Here is a 16,687-nt window from a genome sequence, read left to right as displayed (position 1 = left end):
GAGCCACCACGGCGATTCCTTCCGGCATGCGATCACCGGACAAGCTCAACGGTGAACGTGAAACAGCAGATGGTCCTGCCACTGCAATGCCGCGCTCAAGGACCACGAAACTCCACCGGCACCTGCAGCGTCACCGTGTCCACCTCCGACGTCGCAGCCCCTGGACTCACATGCCAACCCAGGGCTGCATCACGCGCCGCTTTATCGAGCGCTGCATGGCCGCTGCTCTGCGCAATGTCGACGGCCTGTACCCGCCCGCGGCCGGACAGCGTGATCGACAGCAGCACCCTGCCCTCGGCCGATGTGTTCAATGCCTGCCGCGGATAGCGCACCGGGTTGGATCGCGCCTTTGCCGCCACCAGCATGCCAAGGAACTCGGACGCACCAACGCCCTCGGGGCGCTCAACGATGGCAGGCTCGGTGTCGGCCTGTTTCGGCGCCGGCTTGAACACCACTGCCACCCGACGGCGCTCGCCCGCAGCAGCCACCCCGCCGACGGCACGCCAATAGCGCGCGGCGTTGCGCGCCCTGGTATCCAATGCCGGGTCACCAGTGCTGTGTTCGATCAGCACCGAGCTGATGGCGCCGCTTTTCAACACGTCGATGGCCAGCACCAGGTAGGTCTCCTTGACCACACCGGAAGGTGGCAGCGTGATCGGCGCATGCATGGCCGCAAAACCCGATGCAGGCAGATCCACCACCACCTCGCCCCGCGAAGCGAACAGATTCGGGGGCGACGGCGGCGACGGAGGCGGTTCGGCCAGCAGGCCACGCCCTGTTGCCACGGGCAACGCTTCGGGCAACGCTCGTTCGGCGCGCAGGCGATCGCTGGCCAGCGCATCCGGGTTCGGAGCCTGCGCGCTGCCACCGCTTTCTTCCCAAGGCAGCACGGCTACCCGTGACGACAGTATCGCCAGGCGTTGGGCGGAGATCTCCGGCAACCGATTCACATGCAGCTGCAGTTCGGTCCGAATCATGCGGTGGTACGTCTGGACCAGGCTGGGCTGGGTGCCTGCCGCGCCATCACCGCGGGTGAGCATCTCGGCAGTGACCAACGCACCGAATGCCAGTTCCTCGTCCGAATCCACAACGATGGCGGCGTAGTTCTCCCACAACGCAGCCGTCATCGGCTGGTAGCCCAGCAATGCTTCCTGCAGCGACACAATATCGCGCAGACGGGTATCGAGTGAGGGAGCAGGCGCATCCGCAGCATCGGTTGCAGCCTGCAGGCGCAATGCCGTGCCCAGCTCGCCAAGCCTGTGGGTCAGCAACTGCATGCCGCTGAATGTCACCTCGGGCATCGCCGCCCACATTGCCTCCAACGCCAGGCCACGCTCGCGCCGTGCATCAGCGGCGTTGGCCGGATCGTCGGTGGCCCTGAATCCTGTCAGGAAGCGCTCTTTGGCCCGCTCATACTCCAGCCGCTGCTGCTGGCGAGGGGGAAGCTGGCGCTGGTTCGACCACCCTCGCAGTTCCTGCAGGGCGGCATTGGCCTCTTCGCGGTTGCCGCGTGCGGCGTCACGAGCTATCTCCACCACTTTTTCGGCGGCGTCGCGCTCGTAGGCACTGCGTGAATACCAGGCGATATCATCTGGCCTGCGCCCGGGGGCCGCCTCAACCGTGTCCATCGACATGATGGATGAAGACTCCTTGCGCACCGGTGCCTTGCCGGTACCAAACAGCACCAGCGAGAACACCACCATCGCCAGCACCGCTGCGGCCAGATAGGCAACATCACGGTCGAGCCACGCCACCCGCAGCAGCGAAGCCACCGCGGCCAAGCCACCGAGGATCACACCTGCACGGAATGCCAGCATCCCGTCACGCGGCGTGCCGCTGGAAAGCTGGCTTCCAACCCAGACGATGCCATCAAATGCCAACGCAGCAAGCAGTCCCCACAGCGGCGCCAGCAACAACATGACCACCAGGGCGACCAGCAATCCAATGGCGATCTTCATGGCCGCTTGCCCAGGATCAGCACCGGCACGAACACCACGAACAACAGGACTGCAAACAGCAGCAAGCCGCCTTGCATGCCCATCATCATTGCATCACCCCAGCTGGGGTTGGCTGCCGCCTTGTATCCGCGATAAGCCGGCATGCCCCAACTGATCGCCCAGCCAAGCAGCAAGGGCCCGACTATCGCCATCAGCAGACGCACGCCCAGCCCCGGGGGGGCCGCCGGACGTGCAGCTTGCATGGGCATCGCATGACCCTGCACCGGCTGCACAGTACGCGTGCCGGTGGCGCGTGGCCGCTGCTGATGCTGCGCCTTGGTAGTCTTGCGCGTGGCCCGCGCCTTGGTCGCGCGTGCACTATTGGCCAGAAGGGCTTTGCGCGCGCAGGCCGCGCACGGCATGCCGCTGAAATGCTGGTGGCTTGCGTCCTTGCCGCACTTCACCAGCATGCCGGCGCTGCGTCGCGCATACGATTGCAGCAGGCTTGCCCACTCCTCCGCCGACGGCCGTTGCCCCGGCCGGTCAGAGAAAGCGCGGTCGAACATCTGCCGCAGTCCCTCGGGGAACGCCTGATGGCCACTGACCGGTGATGGCTGCAGACGCATGTTGCCGCGGCCGCGACCGTAGGGATAGAGATTCGCCGCGATGCGCCCGGGAAGATCGCTGGGCACGCTGGCGTCCTGCGGACGCCCGCTGTAAGGATGCAGGCCCGAGTTGAGCAGCTGGAAAACCATTACTGCCAACGCGAAGCGATCCTGTGCCTCTTCCTGCCCGGCCTTCACCCCACGCTGCTGGAATTCCGGCGCCAGGTAATCGGTGGTCACCTGCCCGGCAGGAAAGCGTTCGTCCTTGCCCTGGATGCTGAAGCCATCGCAGTCCAGCATCGCGATGAACAAGGACTTGCGATAGAAACGCACGTTGAGTGGTTTGAGGTCCACCACGTAATGCTGGCGACGGTGCAGTGCCGCCAACATCACCGCCAGATTGGCGGCCAGGGCCGCCTTCGCACCCAACGCGGTTGGCAGGCCTTCAGCGCGCGCCTGCCGCTCCTGCAGCACATGCTCCAGGTCGCTGGTGGCGGCAATATCCAGCACCGGCATGCTGAAGCCGATGAAACGACCACTGCGATCGTGCAGCAGCCCGGTCGGCCAGGCGATCTGCACATGGCGCACACCCTTTTCCTGCACATCCGGCAGGTCCGGGCTGAGCTCCAGCATGGCCTTGAGCTTGCGCTCGTAGACGCGCGTGTCGACGCTTGGGTGATAGAGCTTGGCGACCTCGAGCGGCCGTTCCTTGAGCAGGAACACGCTGCCGGCACCGCCGCTCTTGATCAACCTGCCAAGCGTCAGCGGTGCGCGCCGTGCATCCTGGATGGTTTCACCACTGCGTGCCGGCATGTGCTCAGCCCGGCAATGCAAGCAGCAACGTCTTGTCGTCGCCGGTTATCTGGTCGGTGCGCGGATCGGCCAGGGTCGCCTGCAAGGCCTGGCTGCCCTGCGCTTCATCCACGCCGCGCAGATAACGGATCACCGGGCCGATGAACGGCTGGAACAATTCGCTGCCATCGCGGTTCATCGCGAACGGCTGCACGCCATCGGACATCAAGACGACCGCCTCGATATCGCCTTCGAAACGCATCAGCCGCAGCTGCTGCTGCCAGTTGTCGCCGGTGACGAACCAGGTTTCATTCGCGTACTCGCCGTTGGCAGGCAACGACACCGCTGTCGCCTGCGGCTGCGCGAACGCACATGCGGCGACACCGTCGCCTACATGGAAGAACCAGCCGCCACGCGTTTCGGCAACCACCCCGACCAACGTGCAGGCATGGTCGGCCAGGCGCAACCCCTTCGATACCGAGACCATCGCCAACTCACCGCGCGCATCATTGACCGCGCGTTCGATGATCGCGCGCAGCACATCCACGCCCAGCTCCAGCGGTCGGCTGCCCAATGCGGGATGGACCGCCACCGCGGACACCACGGCACTCGCCACATGCTGGGCCCCCACGTCGCTATGCGACGCCGAGCCGGCACCGTCACAGACCGCAGCAACCAGCACTGGCCCCACGCAGGTGGAAGCGAACGCATCCTGGCAGGGCTGGCCCCGATCCAGGTGCGAGCGGCCGGTGGCAGATGCCGCCACCACGCGCCACGCCATGGTCAAACCGGCGCCAGCGACCAGGTATCGGTGGACGGCAGTTGCACCTGGCCGCCCGGTGTCGAGTTGGACACCACCCGCATGCTGGCGCTGAGCCACAGGAACAGCTCCTTGAACTGCAGGCCCTGCATGCGCTTCACGCCACGTTCGCCGTTGCGGCTGAACTGCGCGAGCACGGCCACCTCAGCATCACCAACACCGATCGGGAACACGGCCACACGGTTCTGTGCCTCGCTGTCGCGGCAACGCTCGGCGCTGGCTTCCCAGGCATCGGTAGGCAGGCCGTCGGACATCAGGAACAGCCATGGCCGCGTATAAGCCACACCGGCATTGCGGAAGCGCGCTTTCTCGTCCTCGATCTCCTGCAGCGCAAGATCCACGGCTGCGCCGGTAGGCGTGGTGCCATTGGCCGACAGCTGCGGCGCAGTGAAATCCATCGCGTCGCACCAGTCACCAATGACGCTGGCACTGTCCATGCCGCCGTACTCGATCACCAGTACGCGCACGCGCTTGGCGGCGATCACATCGTCCTTGAGCTGCTTTTCCAGCAGTTTCAGGCCGGCATTCAACTGCTCGATCGGCGCGCCACCCATGCTGCCGGAACAGTCCAGCACCAATACCAACGGGGTGCGCTGCTCGCTGTTGTCGACCAGCGATACGTCAGGAATACCTGCTATGGACATCAGTAGTGCCTCCATGCTCAAAAGAACGTCGTCCGATTGATTATAGCCACAACGTCGATTTCAGCCTTTCAGATCCGTCCCCATACCATCCGCTACCGACTGCATCCACGGCCTGCTTACTGCCGCCGCGCGCCCAGCATCGCGGGCACGGCAGCTGCCGCAAGCGGGCGGACTACGGGCCGCGTCGCTGCGCTACCATCGGCGATATCGAGGACATGGCTTCCCTGCCGGTCAGGCATCAACCGGTCTTTCCCTCGGTTCAATCCGCCATCCGGCGGCACGACAGGAGTACCTGGCATGACCTGGATCATTGCTGTTGCTCGTTGGCTGTTCGCCCTGTTCTACACCTACGTTGGTGCCAGTTGGTTCTCCTATAAGTTGTTCGGCACTGCATGGCCGGACCACAAGGAAGCTCCCGCCGCTCCCACACAAGCCAATCGCACCCCTGTAGTGCCGAGCCATGCTCGGCAGGGGCTTCACCGATAGCAGTCATGCAAAAGCACTGACGCTGTACGAGCTTCGCGGCTTACGCCGCTCCCACAAGAACAGGGACGCAGGCCACGTTCGCTACAACCAACAAGGGCGCCAACGGCGCCCTTGTTGGTATCAAGCTTGTACGCAGGCTCAATGCGTGCCCGCAGCCGCCTTGCCCACCGCGCCCAGCTCACCGGCCAGGTTGCGCTTATAGGTATCGAAGTCGATGCCCTGCTCCGCCGCTTCGGCATGCGCGGCGTCCTTGAGCACATCGGAATACATCAACCGCACCGGCGTGTCGTTGTTCTCGTGCCATTCTGCGGCCTGCATGATCAGCGCCAGCACGCGTGCGGCGCTGGTGGTCTCGCCGGCAATCTTGCCGTCCATGCCCAGCACCCATTCGCCATCACGGCGGACGATGCCCGCCAGCAATGCCCGGTGCTGGTCGCGCAGTTCGGCATGCGGCTCCACCTTGGCCTTTACCGGCGGATTGGCTTCGGCCTGGTTGCGTGCGCGCTCGGCCAGCTTCTTCTTCGCCTCGCGGCGGCCTTTGGATTGGATCGACATCAGTTGTTCACTCTTTGAACGGCCGCCGGTGATGGCGGCGCGACTATTGTCCCCGATGCGGGGGTGAATTCGTGTCAGGACGCGGTTTCGTCACGCTGGGCCCGCTGGCTCATGCGCTCCCACTTCCACATCGCCCAGCTGCCCAGGCCGAACAGGCCCGCGCCGATGGCCAAGCTCAGGCCGCTGCGGCTGAGCATCGGCGACAGCACACCGGCAATGATGGCGTTGGTCACCAGGGTGCTGAATGCCTGCATCGACGAGGCCGTGCCGCGCTGGCGCGGGTACATATCGAGGATCGCCAGGGTCAGGATCGGGAAGATCAGGGCCACGCCAAACGAGGTCAGGGTGAACGGCAGCACCGCCCACGGCACCGTCATCTCGGTGGCGAAGGCGTTGTAGCTGATGTTGTAGATCGCCGCCACCGCCATGAAGCTGTAGCCGATGCGCACCGCCCGGGCACCGTCCATGCGCCCTGCCGCGCGGCCGGAGGCATAGGCGCCCAAGGCCATGCCGCCGATGGTCGGGATGAACAACCAGGCGAACTGGCGCTCGTTCATGTGCAGCAGGTCAAGCACGAAGGCCGGCGCCGAGGCGATGTACAGGAACAAGCCACCGAAGCCCAGCGAGCCGGCCAGGGCCAGGCGCAGGAAGCGCGGGTTGATGCCGATGCTGATGTAGTCCTGCAGCAGGCGCTTGGGGTGCAGGCTCAGCCGCGCATGCGGCGGGTGGGTTTCCGGCAACCAGATGCAGGTGATCAGCAGCAGCAGCGCCGAGAACCCGACCAGGAACCAGAAGATGCCCTGCCACTGCGTCCAGCCCAGCAACCAGCCACCGATGATCGGGGCGATGGCCGGGGCGATGGAGAAGATCATCGAGACCTGGCTCATCAAGCGCTGGGCATCGTCGCCGTCATACAGGTCGCGGATCACCGCGCGGCCGATGATGTAGCCCACGCCGGCCGACAGGCCCTGCAGGAAGCGGAACAGCAGCAGGGTGCCCATGTCGGTGGAAAGCGCACAACCGACGGAGGCAGCGATGAACACCACCAGCCCGCCGATGATCACCACCTTGCGGCCGAGCGCATCGGACAGCGCACCGTGCACCAGGCTCATCAGCGCATAGGCCAACAGGTAGACGCTGATCACCTGCTGCATGGCCAGCTTGTCGGCGCCCAGATCGGCGCCCATGTGCGGGAATGCGGGGAACACCGCATCGATCGCGAACGGACCGAACATCGACAGACCGGCCACCAGAATGGCGATGCGGCGCAGTGAAACCTGCTTGTTTGCTTCCATGGCTTTCAATAACCAGCGACGGCACCGGCGCGGGGCCGATGTGGGGTGGGGACAGGATGAACAGGACCGGGCGCGACGGCGCTCCGCGGCCATGATGCGGCAATTTGTCCGGACATTCACCCGCTTCAGCCAGCGGTTCCGGGATGCCCGGCCGTACGCGTGCAACGCGCGGGATTGAAACCGGGATGCAGATGGTAATCCAAGCCGCTGCGCGGGTCTGCCCCGGGCCTTTACCGGGCTATAATCGCCACGCTGTACGAACAAGGTGGGAGAAGCGGTTCACCCCGCTGCCGAAGGCGCAAACGCCCGTAATCGCTCAGGCCCGATACCACCCGTAGCAAAACTCTGGAGAGACCGGTTCAATCCGGCGCCGAAGGTGCACGAAGCGCACGATCCTCGTCGCGTCGCTTCCAAACTCTCAGGCAAAAGGACAGAGGGGCGCGAGGTAAGCCTTTGCTTGCCGGCTGTGGTGGCGCGCGTGCGCGGCACCCGGACGGCAACCGGGCAGACCTGGCTCACCGCCCCTGCCCTGCATGCCTTCTCCGGACGTCAGCCATGACCCAGAACACTTTTTCGCTGCGCGAACTCGAACACCATTCCGCGTTCGTCGACCGCCACATCGGCCCCAACGACGCTGAAATCGCGCAGATGCTGCGCACCGTTGGCCACGATTCGCTCGAAGCACTCACCGACGCCATCGTGCCGGGTTCGATCAAGTCGCCGGCGCCGCTGGCGCTGCCCGAGTCGCTGACCGAAGTCGACGCGCTGGCCAAGATCCGCGCCATCGCTGACAAGAACAAGGTCCTGCGCAGCTTCATCGGCCAGGGCTATTACGGCACCCACACGCCGAACGTGATCCTGCGCAATATCCTCGAGAACCCGGCGTGGTACACGGCGTACACGCCGTACCAGGCGGAAATCTCGCAGGGCCGCATGGAAGCACTGATCAACTTCCAGACCATGGTCGCCGACCTGACCGGCATGGAGATCGCCAACGCCTCGCTGCTGGACGAAGCCACCGCCGCCGCCGAAGCGATGACCCTGGCCAAGCGTTCGGCCAAGTCCAAGTCCAAGGTGTTCTTCGTGCAGGACAGCGTGCACCCGCAGACGCTGGAACTGCTGCGCACCCGCGCCGAGCCGATGGGCATCGAACTGTTGATCGGCAAGCCGGCTGACGCACTGAGCGCCGACACCTTCGGCGTGCTGCTGCAGTACCCGGACAGCCTGGGCAACATCGGCGACTACAAGGCGCTGGTCGAGGCCGTGCACGCCCGCCAGGGCCTGGTTGCCGTCGCCACCGATCTGCTGGCACTGACCCTGATCGCCGCCCCCGGCGAATGGGGCGCGGACATCGCCATCGGCAACAGCCAGCGTTTCGGTGTGCCGTTCGGTTTCGGCGGCCCGCACGCCGCCTTCATGGCCTGCCGTGACGCCTACAAGCGCTCGATGCCGGGCCGCCTGATCGGCGTCTCGGTCGACGCCGAAGGCAAGCCCGCGTACCGCCTGACCCTGCAGACCCGCGAACAGCATATCCGCCGCGAGAAGGCCACTTCCAACATCTGTACCGCACAGGTGCTGCTGGCGGTGATGGCCTCGATGTACGCCGTCTACCACGGTCCGGAAGGCCTGCAGCGCATTGCCCGCCGCACCCACCGCCTGGCTGCGATCCTCGCCGCCGCACTGCGTGGCAAGGGCGTTGCGGTCGGCAACGACTTCTTCGACACCCTGCACATCACCGGCGTTGATTCGGCCGCACTGAAAGCCAAGTCCGAAGCCGCCGGCATCAACCTGCGCATCATCGACGCCGGTTCGGTCGGCATCAGCCTGGACGAAACCGCCACCCGCGCCGACGTCATCGCGCTGGGCCAGCTGTTCGGCGCCAGCGTCGATGTGGACGCACTGGACGCCAGCACCGCCGACGCGCTGCCGAAGGCTCTGGTGCGCAGCAGCGAGTTCCTGACCCACCCGGTGTTCAACACGCACCACAGCGAGCACGAAATGCTGCGCTACCTGCGTTCGCTGGCCGACAAGGACCTGGCGATGGATCGCACCATGATCCCGCTGGGCAGCTGCACCATGAAGCTCAACGCCACCGCCGAGATGATCCCGGTGACCTGGCCGGAGTTCGCCAACATCCACCCGCTGGCACCGGCCGACCAGGCGCAGGGCTACAAGGAACTGATCGACGGCCTGGAAGCGATGCTGGTCGAGTGCACTGGCTATGACGCAGTGAGCCTGCAGCCGAACTCCGGCGCGCAGGGCGAGTACGCCGGCCTGCTGGCGATCCGCGCCTACCACCGCTCGCGCAACGAAGCCCATCGCGACATCTGCCTGATCCCGGACTCGGCGCACGGCACCAACCCGGCCTCGGCCCAGATGTGCGGCATGACCGTGGTGGTCACCAAGACCGATGCCAACGGCAACGTCGATGTCGAAGACATCCGCCGCAACGCCGAGAAGTACAGCGACCGCCTGGCCGCGATCATGATGACCTACCCGTCCACGCACGGCGTGTTCGAGGAAGAAGTGGTCGAGATCTGCGAGATCATCCACAAGCACGGCGGCCAGGTGTACACCGACGGTGCCAACATGAACGCCCTGGTCGGCGTGGCCAAGCCCGGCAAGTGGGGCTCGGACGTGTCGCACCTGAACCTGCACAAGACCTTCTGCATCCCGCACGGCGGCGGCGGCCCGGGCGTTGGCCCGTGTGCGGTGAAGTCGCATCTGGCCCCGTTCCTGCCGGGCAAGCTGGGCGACAACGGCCCGGTCGGCATGGTCAGCGCCGCCAGCTTCGGCAGCGCCTCGATCCTGCCGATCAGCTGGATGTACATCACCCTGATGGGCACCGCCGGCCTGCGCAAGGCAACCCAGGTTGCATTGCTCAATGCCAACTACATCGCCAAGCGCCTGGCCCCGCACTACGCCACGCTGTACACCGGCCGTAACGGCTTGGTGGCGCATGAGTGCATCCTCGACGTGCGTCCGCTGGAGAAGACCTCCGGCATCGGTGCCGAGGACGTTGCCAAGCGCCTGATCGACTTCGGCTTCCACGCTCCGACCCTGAGCTTCCCGGTTGCCGGCACGCTGATGGTCGAGCCGACCGAGAGCGAGTCGCAGCACGAGCTGGACCGTTTCATCGACGCGATGATCCAGATCCGCGAGGAAATCCAGGCCATCGAAGACGGCAAGCTGGACCGCGAGGACAACCCGCTCAAGCACGCCCCGCACACTGCCGGCGCGGTGTCGGCCAGCGAGTGGACGCATGCCTACCCGCGTGAGCTGGCGGCCTTCCCGCTGCCTTCCCTGAAGCTGCAAAAGTACTGGCCGCCGGTAGCGCGCGTGGACAACGTCTACGGCGACAAGAACATCATGTGCGCCTGCATTCCGGTGGATGCGTACAAGGAAGATGTCGAGGCGTGATCGGCGGTTTGATTGCCTGATGCGTGAACAAAAACAGCCGGCGAAAGCCGGCTGTTTTCTTGTGATGATTGGGAGAGTGGAGCAGCTGATCTTTCTTGATCGGTGCTGATAGCGGGAGCAAGGCTTCTGCTTTGGCTATGGCTTTGGCTTTGGCTTTGGCTTCTGCTTTGGCTTTGGCTTCTGCTTGGCCTTCCCTTCTCCCGTTTACGGGAGAAGGTGCCCAACGGGCGGATGAGGGGGCTTTTGACTTTGCTCAGCTGGAAGCTTCCCCTCACCCCAACCCCTCTCCCGTAAACGGGAGAGGGGCTTAAAAGCTGCAACTGCATTCTCCGCTGCGCCGCTGCAGCTCCTCAATATCCCTTCTGCTTCAACCAGGCATCCACCTGCGGCTTGCGCTCTGCCCGCAGCCGCAGCTTGGTCTGGATCCCGGCAATCACCGTCTCCGCATCACGTCGCGAGGTGGGTGCGATGTGTGCATCGGCAAATGCCTTGATCTTGTCCACCATCTGCAGGTTGTCGGCACTGCGGCCCAGGCCCGGGTAGTAACGCGCACGCGAGGTGCTGTCGACCAGGGTGTCCACCTTTTCGCGATGGGCAACAGCGAAGTCGAAGGCCAGGTCCGCATGCTCGTGCGATACGCCACCAATCATCCCCGCGCTGTTGGTTGCACCTGGCTCCTCGGTCAACGCCATGTCCAATGCACGCTGCGCCAACGCCTTGTCCTTGGGCAGGGCCAGCAGGCCGTAGTACTGGTCACGCACCATCGCCGAGGTTTCCTGCTTGGCCAACGCGTGCAGCTTGTCCCAGGTTGCCGCGTCGGCATTGCGTGCCACCACGCCGAGCACGCTGCTGCGCAGGTCCGGAGACAGCGAATCCGGCTTGGCCAGGAAGGTATCAAAGCGACGCTGCGCTTCGGCAATCACCTGCGCATCGTCCAATGCTGCCAAAGTGCCGATCAATCCACTGCGCAATTCCTTGGTCTGCGCCGAGTCGCTGTCCTTGCCGTCCCAACCCAGCGACTGCAGCACTGGCGACAAACGCGAACGTGCGTAACTGCGGAAAGCGGCCTGCCGCGCGGTATCGCCGTCGAACATGCCGTCGATGCCGCTCAATGTGCCGGCAGCCATGTCCCATAGATCGGTCGGCGCATCGGCGTTGATCTTCGCGATCAAATCCAGCAGATCCGCATCAGGCTGCAGGCCGGCTGCAGCCAGTGCACTGGTATCCATCATCACACCGAGCTGGTCGACCACCGGCAACTTGTCGAAGCCCGCGCTAAGCGCCTTGAACTGCGCCGGCGCATACAAGGTGCGGTAATAGCCCTTCTGCCCGGCATTGACCAGCAGCGGCCCAGTGCATCCCGGCAGCTGTACGTTGGTATCACCGTCAACCAGCGTGTGCACCACCTCACCATTGCCCACGCGCAGACTCACCGGCACGCGCCAATGCAGCGGCTGTTTGTCCTTGCGATCAATCGTGTACTCGCCCTGGCTCAGCTTCACCTGGGTGTTGCCAGCGACGCAGCTGCTGCTGGCGCGGATCAGGGGCACGCCCGGTTGCAGGGTGAAATCATGCGCCACTTCCATGAAGCGTTTGCCCGGAGCGGCCTTGTCGATCTCGGCCCAAAGGTCATCGGTGACTGCATTGCCGTAAGCATGGGCAGCGATGTAACGGCGCACGCCATCACGCCATGCATCGGCGCCGACGTAATCCTCGAACATCGAGATCACCGCCGAGCCCTTGCCGTAGGTGATGCCGTCGAAGGCCTGGCTGGCCTGCTCCACCGTCGCCACGTGCTGCACGATCGGATGGGTGGTGACGTAGGCATCGCGGCCCATCGCGCCGCGGCTGGTATGCGCGGCATCGACGTTGTTGATGTCCCACTCCGGGTGCAGCTTGCGAGTGGTGCGCGCCTCCATCCACGACGCAAAACCTTCGTTGAGCCAGAGGTCATCCCACCACGCCATCGTCACCAGGTTGCCGAACCATTGGTGCGCGATTTCATGTGCGGCAATCGAGAACACGGCCTTCTTGTCGGAGACGCTGGACACGGCCGGGTCCAGCAGCAAGGCGTATTCGAAGGTGAAGATCGCACCCCAGTTCTCCATTGCACTGAAGAACTGGCTGCCGCCAGGTGCGGCGACGTTGTCGAGTTTGGGCAGCGGATACTTCACGCCAAAGTAGTCGTTGTACTCACGCAGCACCTCGGCACTGCCTTCCAACGCGAACTGCGCCTGCTCGACCTTGCCGGTCTGCGCGATCACGCCGATCTCGGTGTCGCCTTCCTTGACGGTGGCGCGTTCGAACTCGCCGCTGGAGAAGAACAACAGGTAGGTCGACATCTTCGGGGTGGTCTGGAACACCACCTGCTTCAGGCCCTTGCCCAGCGACGTGCTGCTGGCCACCGGCATGTTGCTGACCGCCATCTCCGCTTCCGGTACGGTCACGCTCAGATCGAAGGTGGCCTTGAAGCCCGGCTCATCCCAAGACGGAATGAAGCGGCGTGCATCGGAGTTCTCGAACTGGGTGAACAGCGCGCGCTTCTTGCTGCCATCAGCCACCGGATAATCCAGCGCGAACAAGCCATTGGCCTGGGTATTGATGGTGCCGCTGTAATCAATGTTCAGCGTGTAGCGCCCAGGTGCCAGCGGTGTGGCAACGACGAAGCTTGCGGTCTGATTGGCCTCGTCCACGCTGACCGTGGTCGGCATAGGCTTGCTGCCACCGGCCGCCTGCAGCTGGCTCCTGCCGAAGCGCATGCCCGCTGCCTGCAGCACGATGCTGCTGGTGGGCTGCAGCACTTCCAGATCGATGCTGACTTTGCCGTCGAAACCCATCTGCGCGGGGTGCGGCGTGATCTCCACCCGGTAATGATCCGGACGCGCGGTACGCGGCAGCTGGGTGGTGGTTTCGTTCTTGCTCACGCCGGCTGCTACAGGTTCGGCAGCAAAAACAGCCGGTGTGGCAATGCAGGAAAGGGCGATACCAATGGCAACAACAAGGGAACGGCGCATCAAAGCTCCTTACGGAAGGTCGTGGGCGAGACGCCCATCAGCTCCGCATCATCTGCCCCTCGATCGCCGCCCAACACCGCCGGAAGTCATAGCTCCTCGCGTGCGGCTTCCTGTTGCGCGCGCTCGGCGATCATCGCCCGATACTGCCGCGGTGCCATGCCGACTTCCGCTTTGAACTTGCGGGTGAAGGCGCTCTGGTCACTGAAGCCACAGGCCTGGCCGATGCTGGCCACGCTGTCTTCGCCGTGCAGCAGATGCAGCGCGATCTGGATGCGCAAGCGCGTCAATACCTGCTGTGGGGTCATCTGGAACACTTTGCGGAACGAGCGCTCCAGCTTGGACAGCGAGAAGCCAGTGATATCCAGCAGCGTCTGCATGCGCACGTTTTCGGCGTAATGCGTATTGAGGTAGTCCAATGCCAGCCGCAGCGGCTCGTATTGTGACTCCAGGCCACCGCGCTGGCCCAGATCGCGGGAAATGCCGATCAGGCCGACAACCTTGCCGTTCTCGACAATGGGACGCTTGCAGGTCAGGCACCACCCCGGCTGCTGGTTGGGGAACAACTGCAGCTCCATCACGTTCTCGATCACTTCACCGGCCAGCACCCGCGCGTCCTGTTCGGTGTAGGCCTCGCTCATCCCGACCGGATACAACTCGTCGGCACGCTTGCCGATCGCATCACTGCGCGACTTCATGCCCAAGCGCTGCATCATCGTCATGTTGACGTGGGTGTAACGCCCATCGATGTCCTTGGCGAAAAACAGCACGCTGGGAATGGCGTCGAACAGGGCTTCGATTTCGGCAGGGTCAATACGCATCGGGGCAGTCAGGCTGGCAGCGGGGGGCGTGCCCAGCCATTCTAGCCAGTGCTGCGCTGCCTGTAGTGCCGACCCATGGTCGGCAATGGGCGTTACCGGTAATGCACCTGCCGACCATGGGTCGGCACTACAGGTTTGGCCCTGTCGTTGATGCCCCACAACGACAACGCCCCGCTTTCGCGGGGCGTTGGCTGTTACATCACGGCGCGGCTATCAGCCCCACGGATCCTGCAGGATCATGGTGTGGTCGCGGTCCGGGCCGGTCGAGACGATCGACACCGGGCAGCCGGCCAGTTCTTCCAGCGAACGCAGGTAGGCGCGCGCAGCCGGCGGCAGCTTGTCCCACTCGGTGATGCCGTGGGTGTTTTCGCTCCAGCCCGGGAACTCCAGGTACACGGGGGTGCATTCTTCCCAGCCCTGGGCGTCCAGCGGGGCGTATTCCGAACGCTTGCCACGGTATTCATAGGCAATGCAGACCTTCAGCTTTTCCATGCCATCGAGCACGTCGAGCTTGGTGATGCACAGGCCGGAGATACCGTTGATGGCCACGGCGCGCTTCAGCGCGACGATGTCCATCCAGCCGCAGCGACGCGGGCGGCCGGTCGATGCGCCGTACTCGGCGCCACGGTCACGGATGCCCTGGCCGATTTCATCGTCCAGCTCGGTCGGGAACGGGCCGCCGCCAACGCGGGTCGCGTAGGCCTTGGCGATACCCAGCACGTAGTCGATGGCATCGGCGCCAACGCCGGCACCGGCCAGTGCACCACCGACGGTGGTGTTGGAGCTGGTGACGTACGGGTAGGTGCCGTGGTCGATATCGAGCAGAGCGCCTTGCGCGCCTTCGAACAGCACGCGCTTGCCCTGCTTGCGCAGGTCATGGCAGATGCCGGCAACGTCGGACTTCATCGGCTCGACGTATTCGCCGAAGGCCAGTGCTTCCTGGTACACGGTGTCGAAATCCACCGGCTCCACGCCCAGGTACTTGGTCAGCACGAAGTTGTGGTAATCCAGCGCGGCACGCAGCTTTTCAGCCAGCTGTTCCGGGTAATGCAGGTCGGCGATGCGGATGCCGCGACGTGCAACCTTGTCTTCATAGGCCGGGCCGATGCCGCGACCGGTGGTGCCGATGGCCTTGCCACCAGCGGCCTTCTCACGCGCCTGGTCCAGGGCGATGTGGTACGGCATGATCAGTGGCGCTGCCGGCGAGATCTTCAGGCGCGAACGGACTTCAACGCCGGCCGTTTCCAGCTCTTCGATTTCCTTGCGCAGGGCGGCCGGGGAAATCACCACGCCATTGCCGATCAGGCACAACGCGTCATCGCGCAGGATGCCGGACGGAATCAGGTGCAGGACGGTCTTCTTGCCGTTGATGACCAAGGTATGGCCGGCGTTGTGACCACCCTGGAAACGAACCACTGCGCCGATTTCCTCGGTCAGCAGATCGACGATCTTGCCCTTGCCTTCATCGCCCCACTGGGCGCCGAGAACGACAACTGATTGACCCATGACGGGTAACTCCTGAGTTTGCTGCGACCATCGGGGCCGCGGACGGGGCCGTGCGCTGCGCGGCGGTCCGCCATCATGGACGCCCCATCGGGGAGCATCCGGCAAACGCCAGGGCCATACACGGAAAAAGCCGAACGGGGCACTCCAGGAGGAGTAAGCCCGACCGGCTTTTGTGGATTATCCGGGTTTTGTCTGACAGCTACCACCCCCGCGAGTACAGGTTGGTACGGGCGTCAGGGTTTGGTTCAGTGGCGGACCCACCACAGGACCGCCAAGCCGATGAACAGCGCCGCAGCGCCCATTCCGCGCAGGGATGCAGCAGGTTGAGCCAGCATCTGCGCGGCCATCCGCTTCCACGCCAAGGGCGCGATGAACAGGAACAGGCCCTCGATGATGGCAACGAGGCAGAGGGCGGAAAAGAGGTCTTGCATGCGTCAGAGTCTTCAAAAACCGGGTAGTGCCGAGCCATGCTCGGCAGGGCCATTACCGGGATAACCGAACCTGTAGTGCCGAGCCACGCTCGGCAAGGGCATTACCGGGATAGCCGCTGTAGGAGCGGCGTCAGCCGCGAAGCCGGCAGCGATGACATCACGGGCTTGGCAGCAACCTGATCAGCCCCGGGCTCCGCGGCTTACGTCGCCGCCGAATAATGTTTGGAAAGCCCCTGCCGAGCATGGCTCGGCACTACAGCCCCCCACTCCCCAGGGGAGTGGGGCTAAAGGTCAAGCGATCAGCGAGAGCTGATGATGTATTTCAGGAACGGGTGGTTCTAGTCGAGCACGATAAAGCCGTTGG

At 64.4% G+C, this 16,687-nt stretch carries 12 protein-coding genes and 1 riboswitch; of the genes, 2 read left to right on the top strand and 10 right to left on the bottom strand.

Annotated features, from left to right (window positions below):
- Nucleotides 1–95: 95 nt before the first annotated feature.
- The 4 genes from AC1VWL_RS08440 to AC1VWL_RS08425 are packed head-to-tail and all read right to left on the bottom strand — an operon-like array spanning nucleotide 96 to nucleotide 4,798.
- Nucleotides 96–1,958, bottom strand: a complete 1,863-nt coding sequence (locus AC1VWL_RS08440) for a TonB family protein (protein ID WP_482986374.1) — start codon at nucleotides 1,956–1,958, stop codon at nucleotides 96–98.
- Nucleotides 1,955–3,355, bottom strand: coding sequence for a hypothetical protein (locus AC1VWL_RS08435; RefSeq protein ID WP_481615355.1), 1,401 nt, complete (start codon nucleotides 3,353–3,355; stop codon nucleotides 1,955–1,957). The genes AC1VWL_RS08440 and AC1VWL_RS08435 overlap by 4 nt, the downstream gene beginning before the upstream one ends.
- Nucleotides 3,356–3,359: 4 nt before the next feature.
- Complete coding sequence (locus AC1VWL_RS08430; protein WP_482986373.1) at nucleotides 3,360–4,115, bottom strand: PP2C family serine/threonine-protein phosphatase; 756 nt, start codon at nucleotides 4,113–4,115, stop codon at nucleotides 3,360–3,362.
- Between the two features lie 2 nt (nucleotides 4,116–4,117).
- Nucleotides 4,118–4,798: a vWA domain-containing protein gene (locus AC1VWL_RS08425; RefSeq protein WP_482986372.1), complete on the bottom strand. Its 681-nt coding sequence runs from the start codon at nucleotides 4,796–4,798 to the stop codon at nucleotides 4,118–4,120.
- A gap of 297 nt (nucleotides 4,799–5,095) precedes the next feature.
- Between AC1VWL_RS08425 and AC1VWL_RS08420 the strand changes: the two genes are divergently transcribed.
- A complete protein-coding gene (locus tag AC1VWL_RS08420) occupies nucleotides 5,096–5,284 on the top strand; it encodes a hypothetical protein (RefSeq protein ID WP_482986371.1) in 189 nt (62 codons plus the stop codon).
- A gap of 138 nt (nucleotides 5,285–5,422) precedes the next feature.
- Here AC1VWL_RS08420 and AC1VWL_RS08415 read toward each other — a convergent pair whose 3' ends face one another.
- Both AC1VWL_RS08415 and AC1VWL_RS08410 read right to left on the bottom strand, forming a co-directional pair.
- Nucleotides 5,423–5,839 (bottom strand): hypothetical protein, encoded by a 417-nt coding sequence (locus AC1VWL_RS08415; RefSeq protein WP_481508869.1) that lies wholly within the window; start codon nucleotides 5,837–5,839, stop codon nucleotides 5,423–5,425.
- Nucleotides 5,840–5,913: 74 nt separating this feature from the next.
- Nucleotides 5,914–7,134 (bottom strand): multidrug effflux MFS transporter, encoded by a 1,221-nt coding sequence (locus AC1VWL_RS08410; protein ID WP_482986370.1) that lies wholly within the window; start codon nucleotides 7,132–7,134, stop codon nucleotides 5,914–5,916.
- A 335-nt stretch (nucleotides 7,135–7,469) separates the two neighbouring features.
- Nucleotides 7,470–7,578: riboswitch (glycine riboswitch) on the top strand.
- A gap of 111 nt (nucleotides 7,579–7,689) precedes the next feature.
- Here AC1VWL_RS08410 and gcvP point away from each other — a divergent pair.
- Entirely contained in the window at nucleotides 7,690–10,554 is a 2,865-nt protein-coding gene (gcvP, locus tag AC1VWL_RS08405) for an aminomethyl-transferring glycine dehydrogenase (RefSeq protein WP_482986369.1), read from the top strand.
- A 350-nt stretch (nucleotides 10,555–10,904) separates the two neighbouring features.
- On the opposite strand, the gene AC1VWL_RS08400 is transcribed toward gcvP, so the two are convergent.
- The 4 genes from AC1VWL_RS08400 to AC1VWL_RS08385 all read right to left on the bottom strand — a co-directional run bounded on the left by AC1VWL_RS08400 (nucleotide 10,905) and on the right by AC1VWL_RS08385 (nucleotide 16,323).
- Nucleotides 10,905–13,568: a M1 family metallopeptidase gene (locus tag AC1VWL_RS08400; RefSeq protein ID WP_482986368.1), complete on the bottom strand. Its 2,664-nt coding sequence runs from the start codon at nucleotides 13,566–13,568 to the stop codon at nucleotides 10,905–10,907.
- A gap of 86 nt (nucleotides 13,569–13,654) precedes the next feature.
- Nucleotides 13,655–14,386 carry an AraC family transcriptional regulator gene (locus tag AC1VWL_RS08395; RefSeq protein WP_482986367.1) on the bottom strand — a complete coding sequence of 244 codons (732 nt, stop codon included), beginning with the start codon at nucleotides 14,384–14,386 and terminating at the stop codon, nucleotides 13,655–13,657.
- A gap of 213 nt (nucleotides 14,387–14,599) precedes the next feature.
- On the bottom strand, nucleotides 14,600–15,892 hold the full coding sequence (locus tag AC1VWL_RS08390) for an adenylosuccinate synthase (RefSeq protein WP_282273389.1): 1,293 nt from the start codon (nucleotides 15,890–15,892) through the stop codon (nucleotides 14,600–14,602).
- 245 nt (nucleotides 15,893–16,137) lie between these two features.
- The gene (locus tag AC1VWL_RS08385) at nucleotides 16,138–16,323 is read right to left on the bottom strand and encodes a DUF2065 domain-containing protein (protein ID WP_296253963.1); all 186 of its coding nucleotides are present in this window, start codon (nucleotides 16,321–16,323) and stop codon (nucleotides 16,138–16,140) included.
- Between the last annotated feature and the right edge of the window lie 364 nt (nucleotides 16,324–16,687).

This window comes from Stenotrophomonas sp. STEN063, from assembly GCF_056854515.1.
This window is presented reverse-complemented; position numbering and strand designations above follow the sequence as displayed.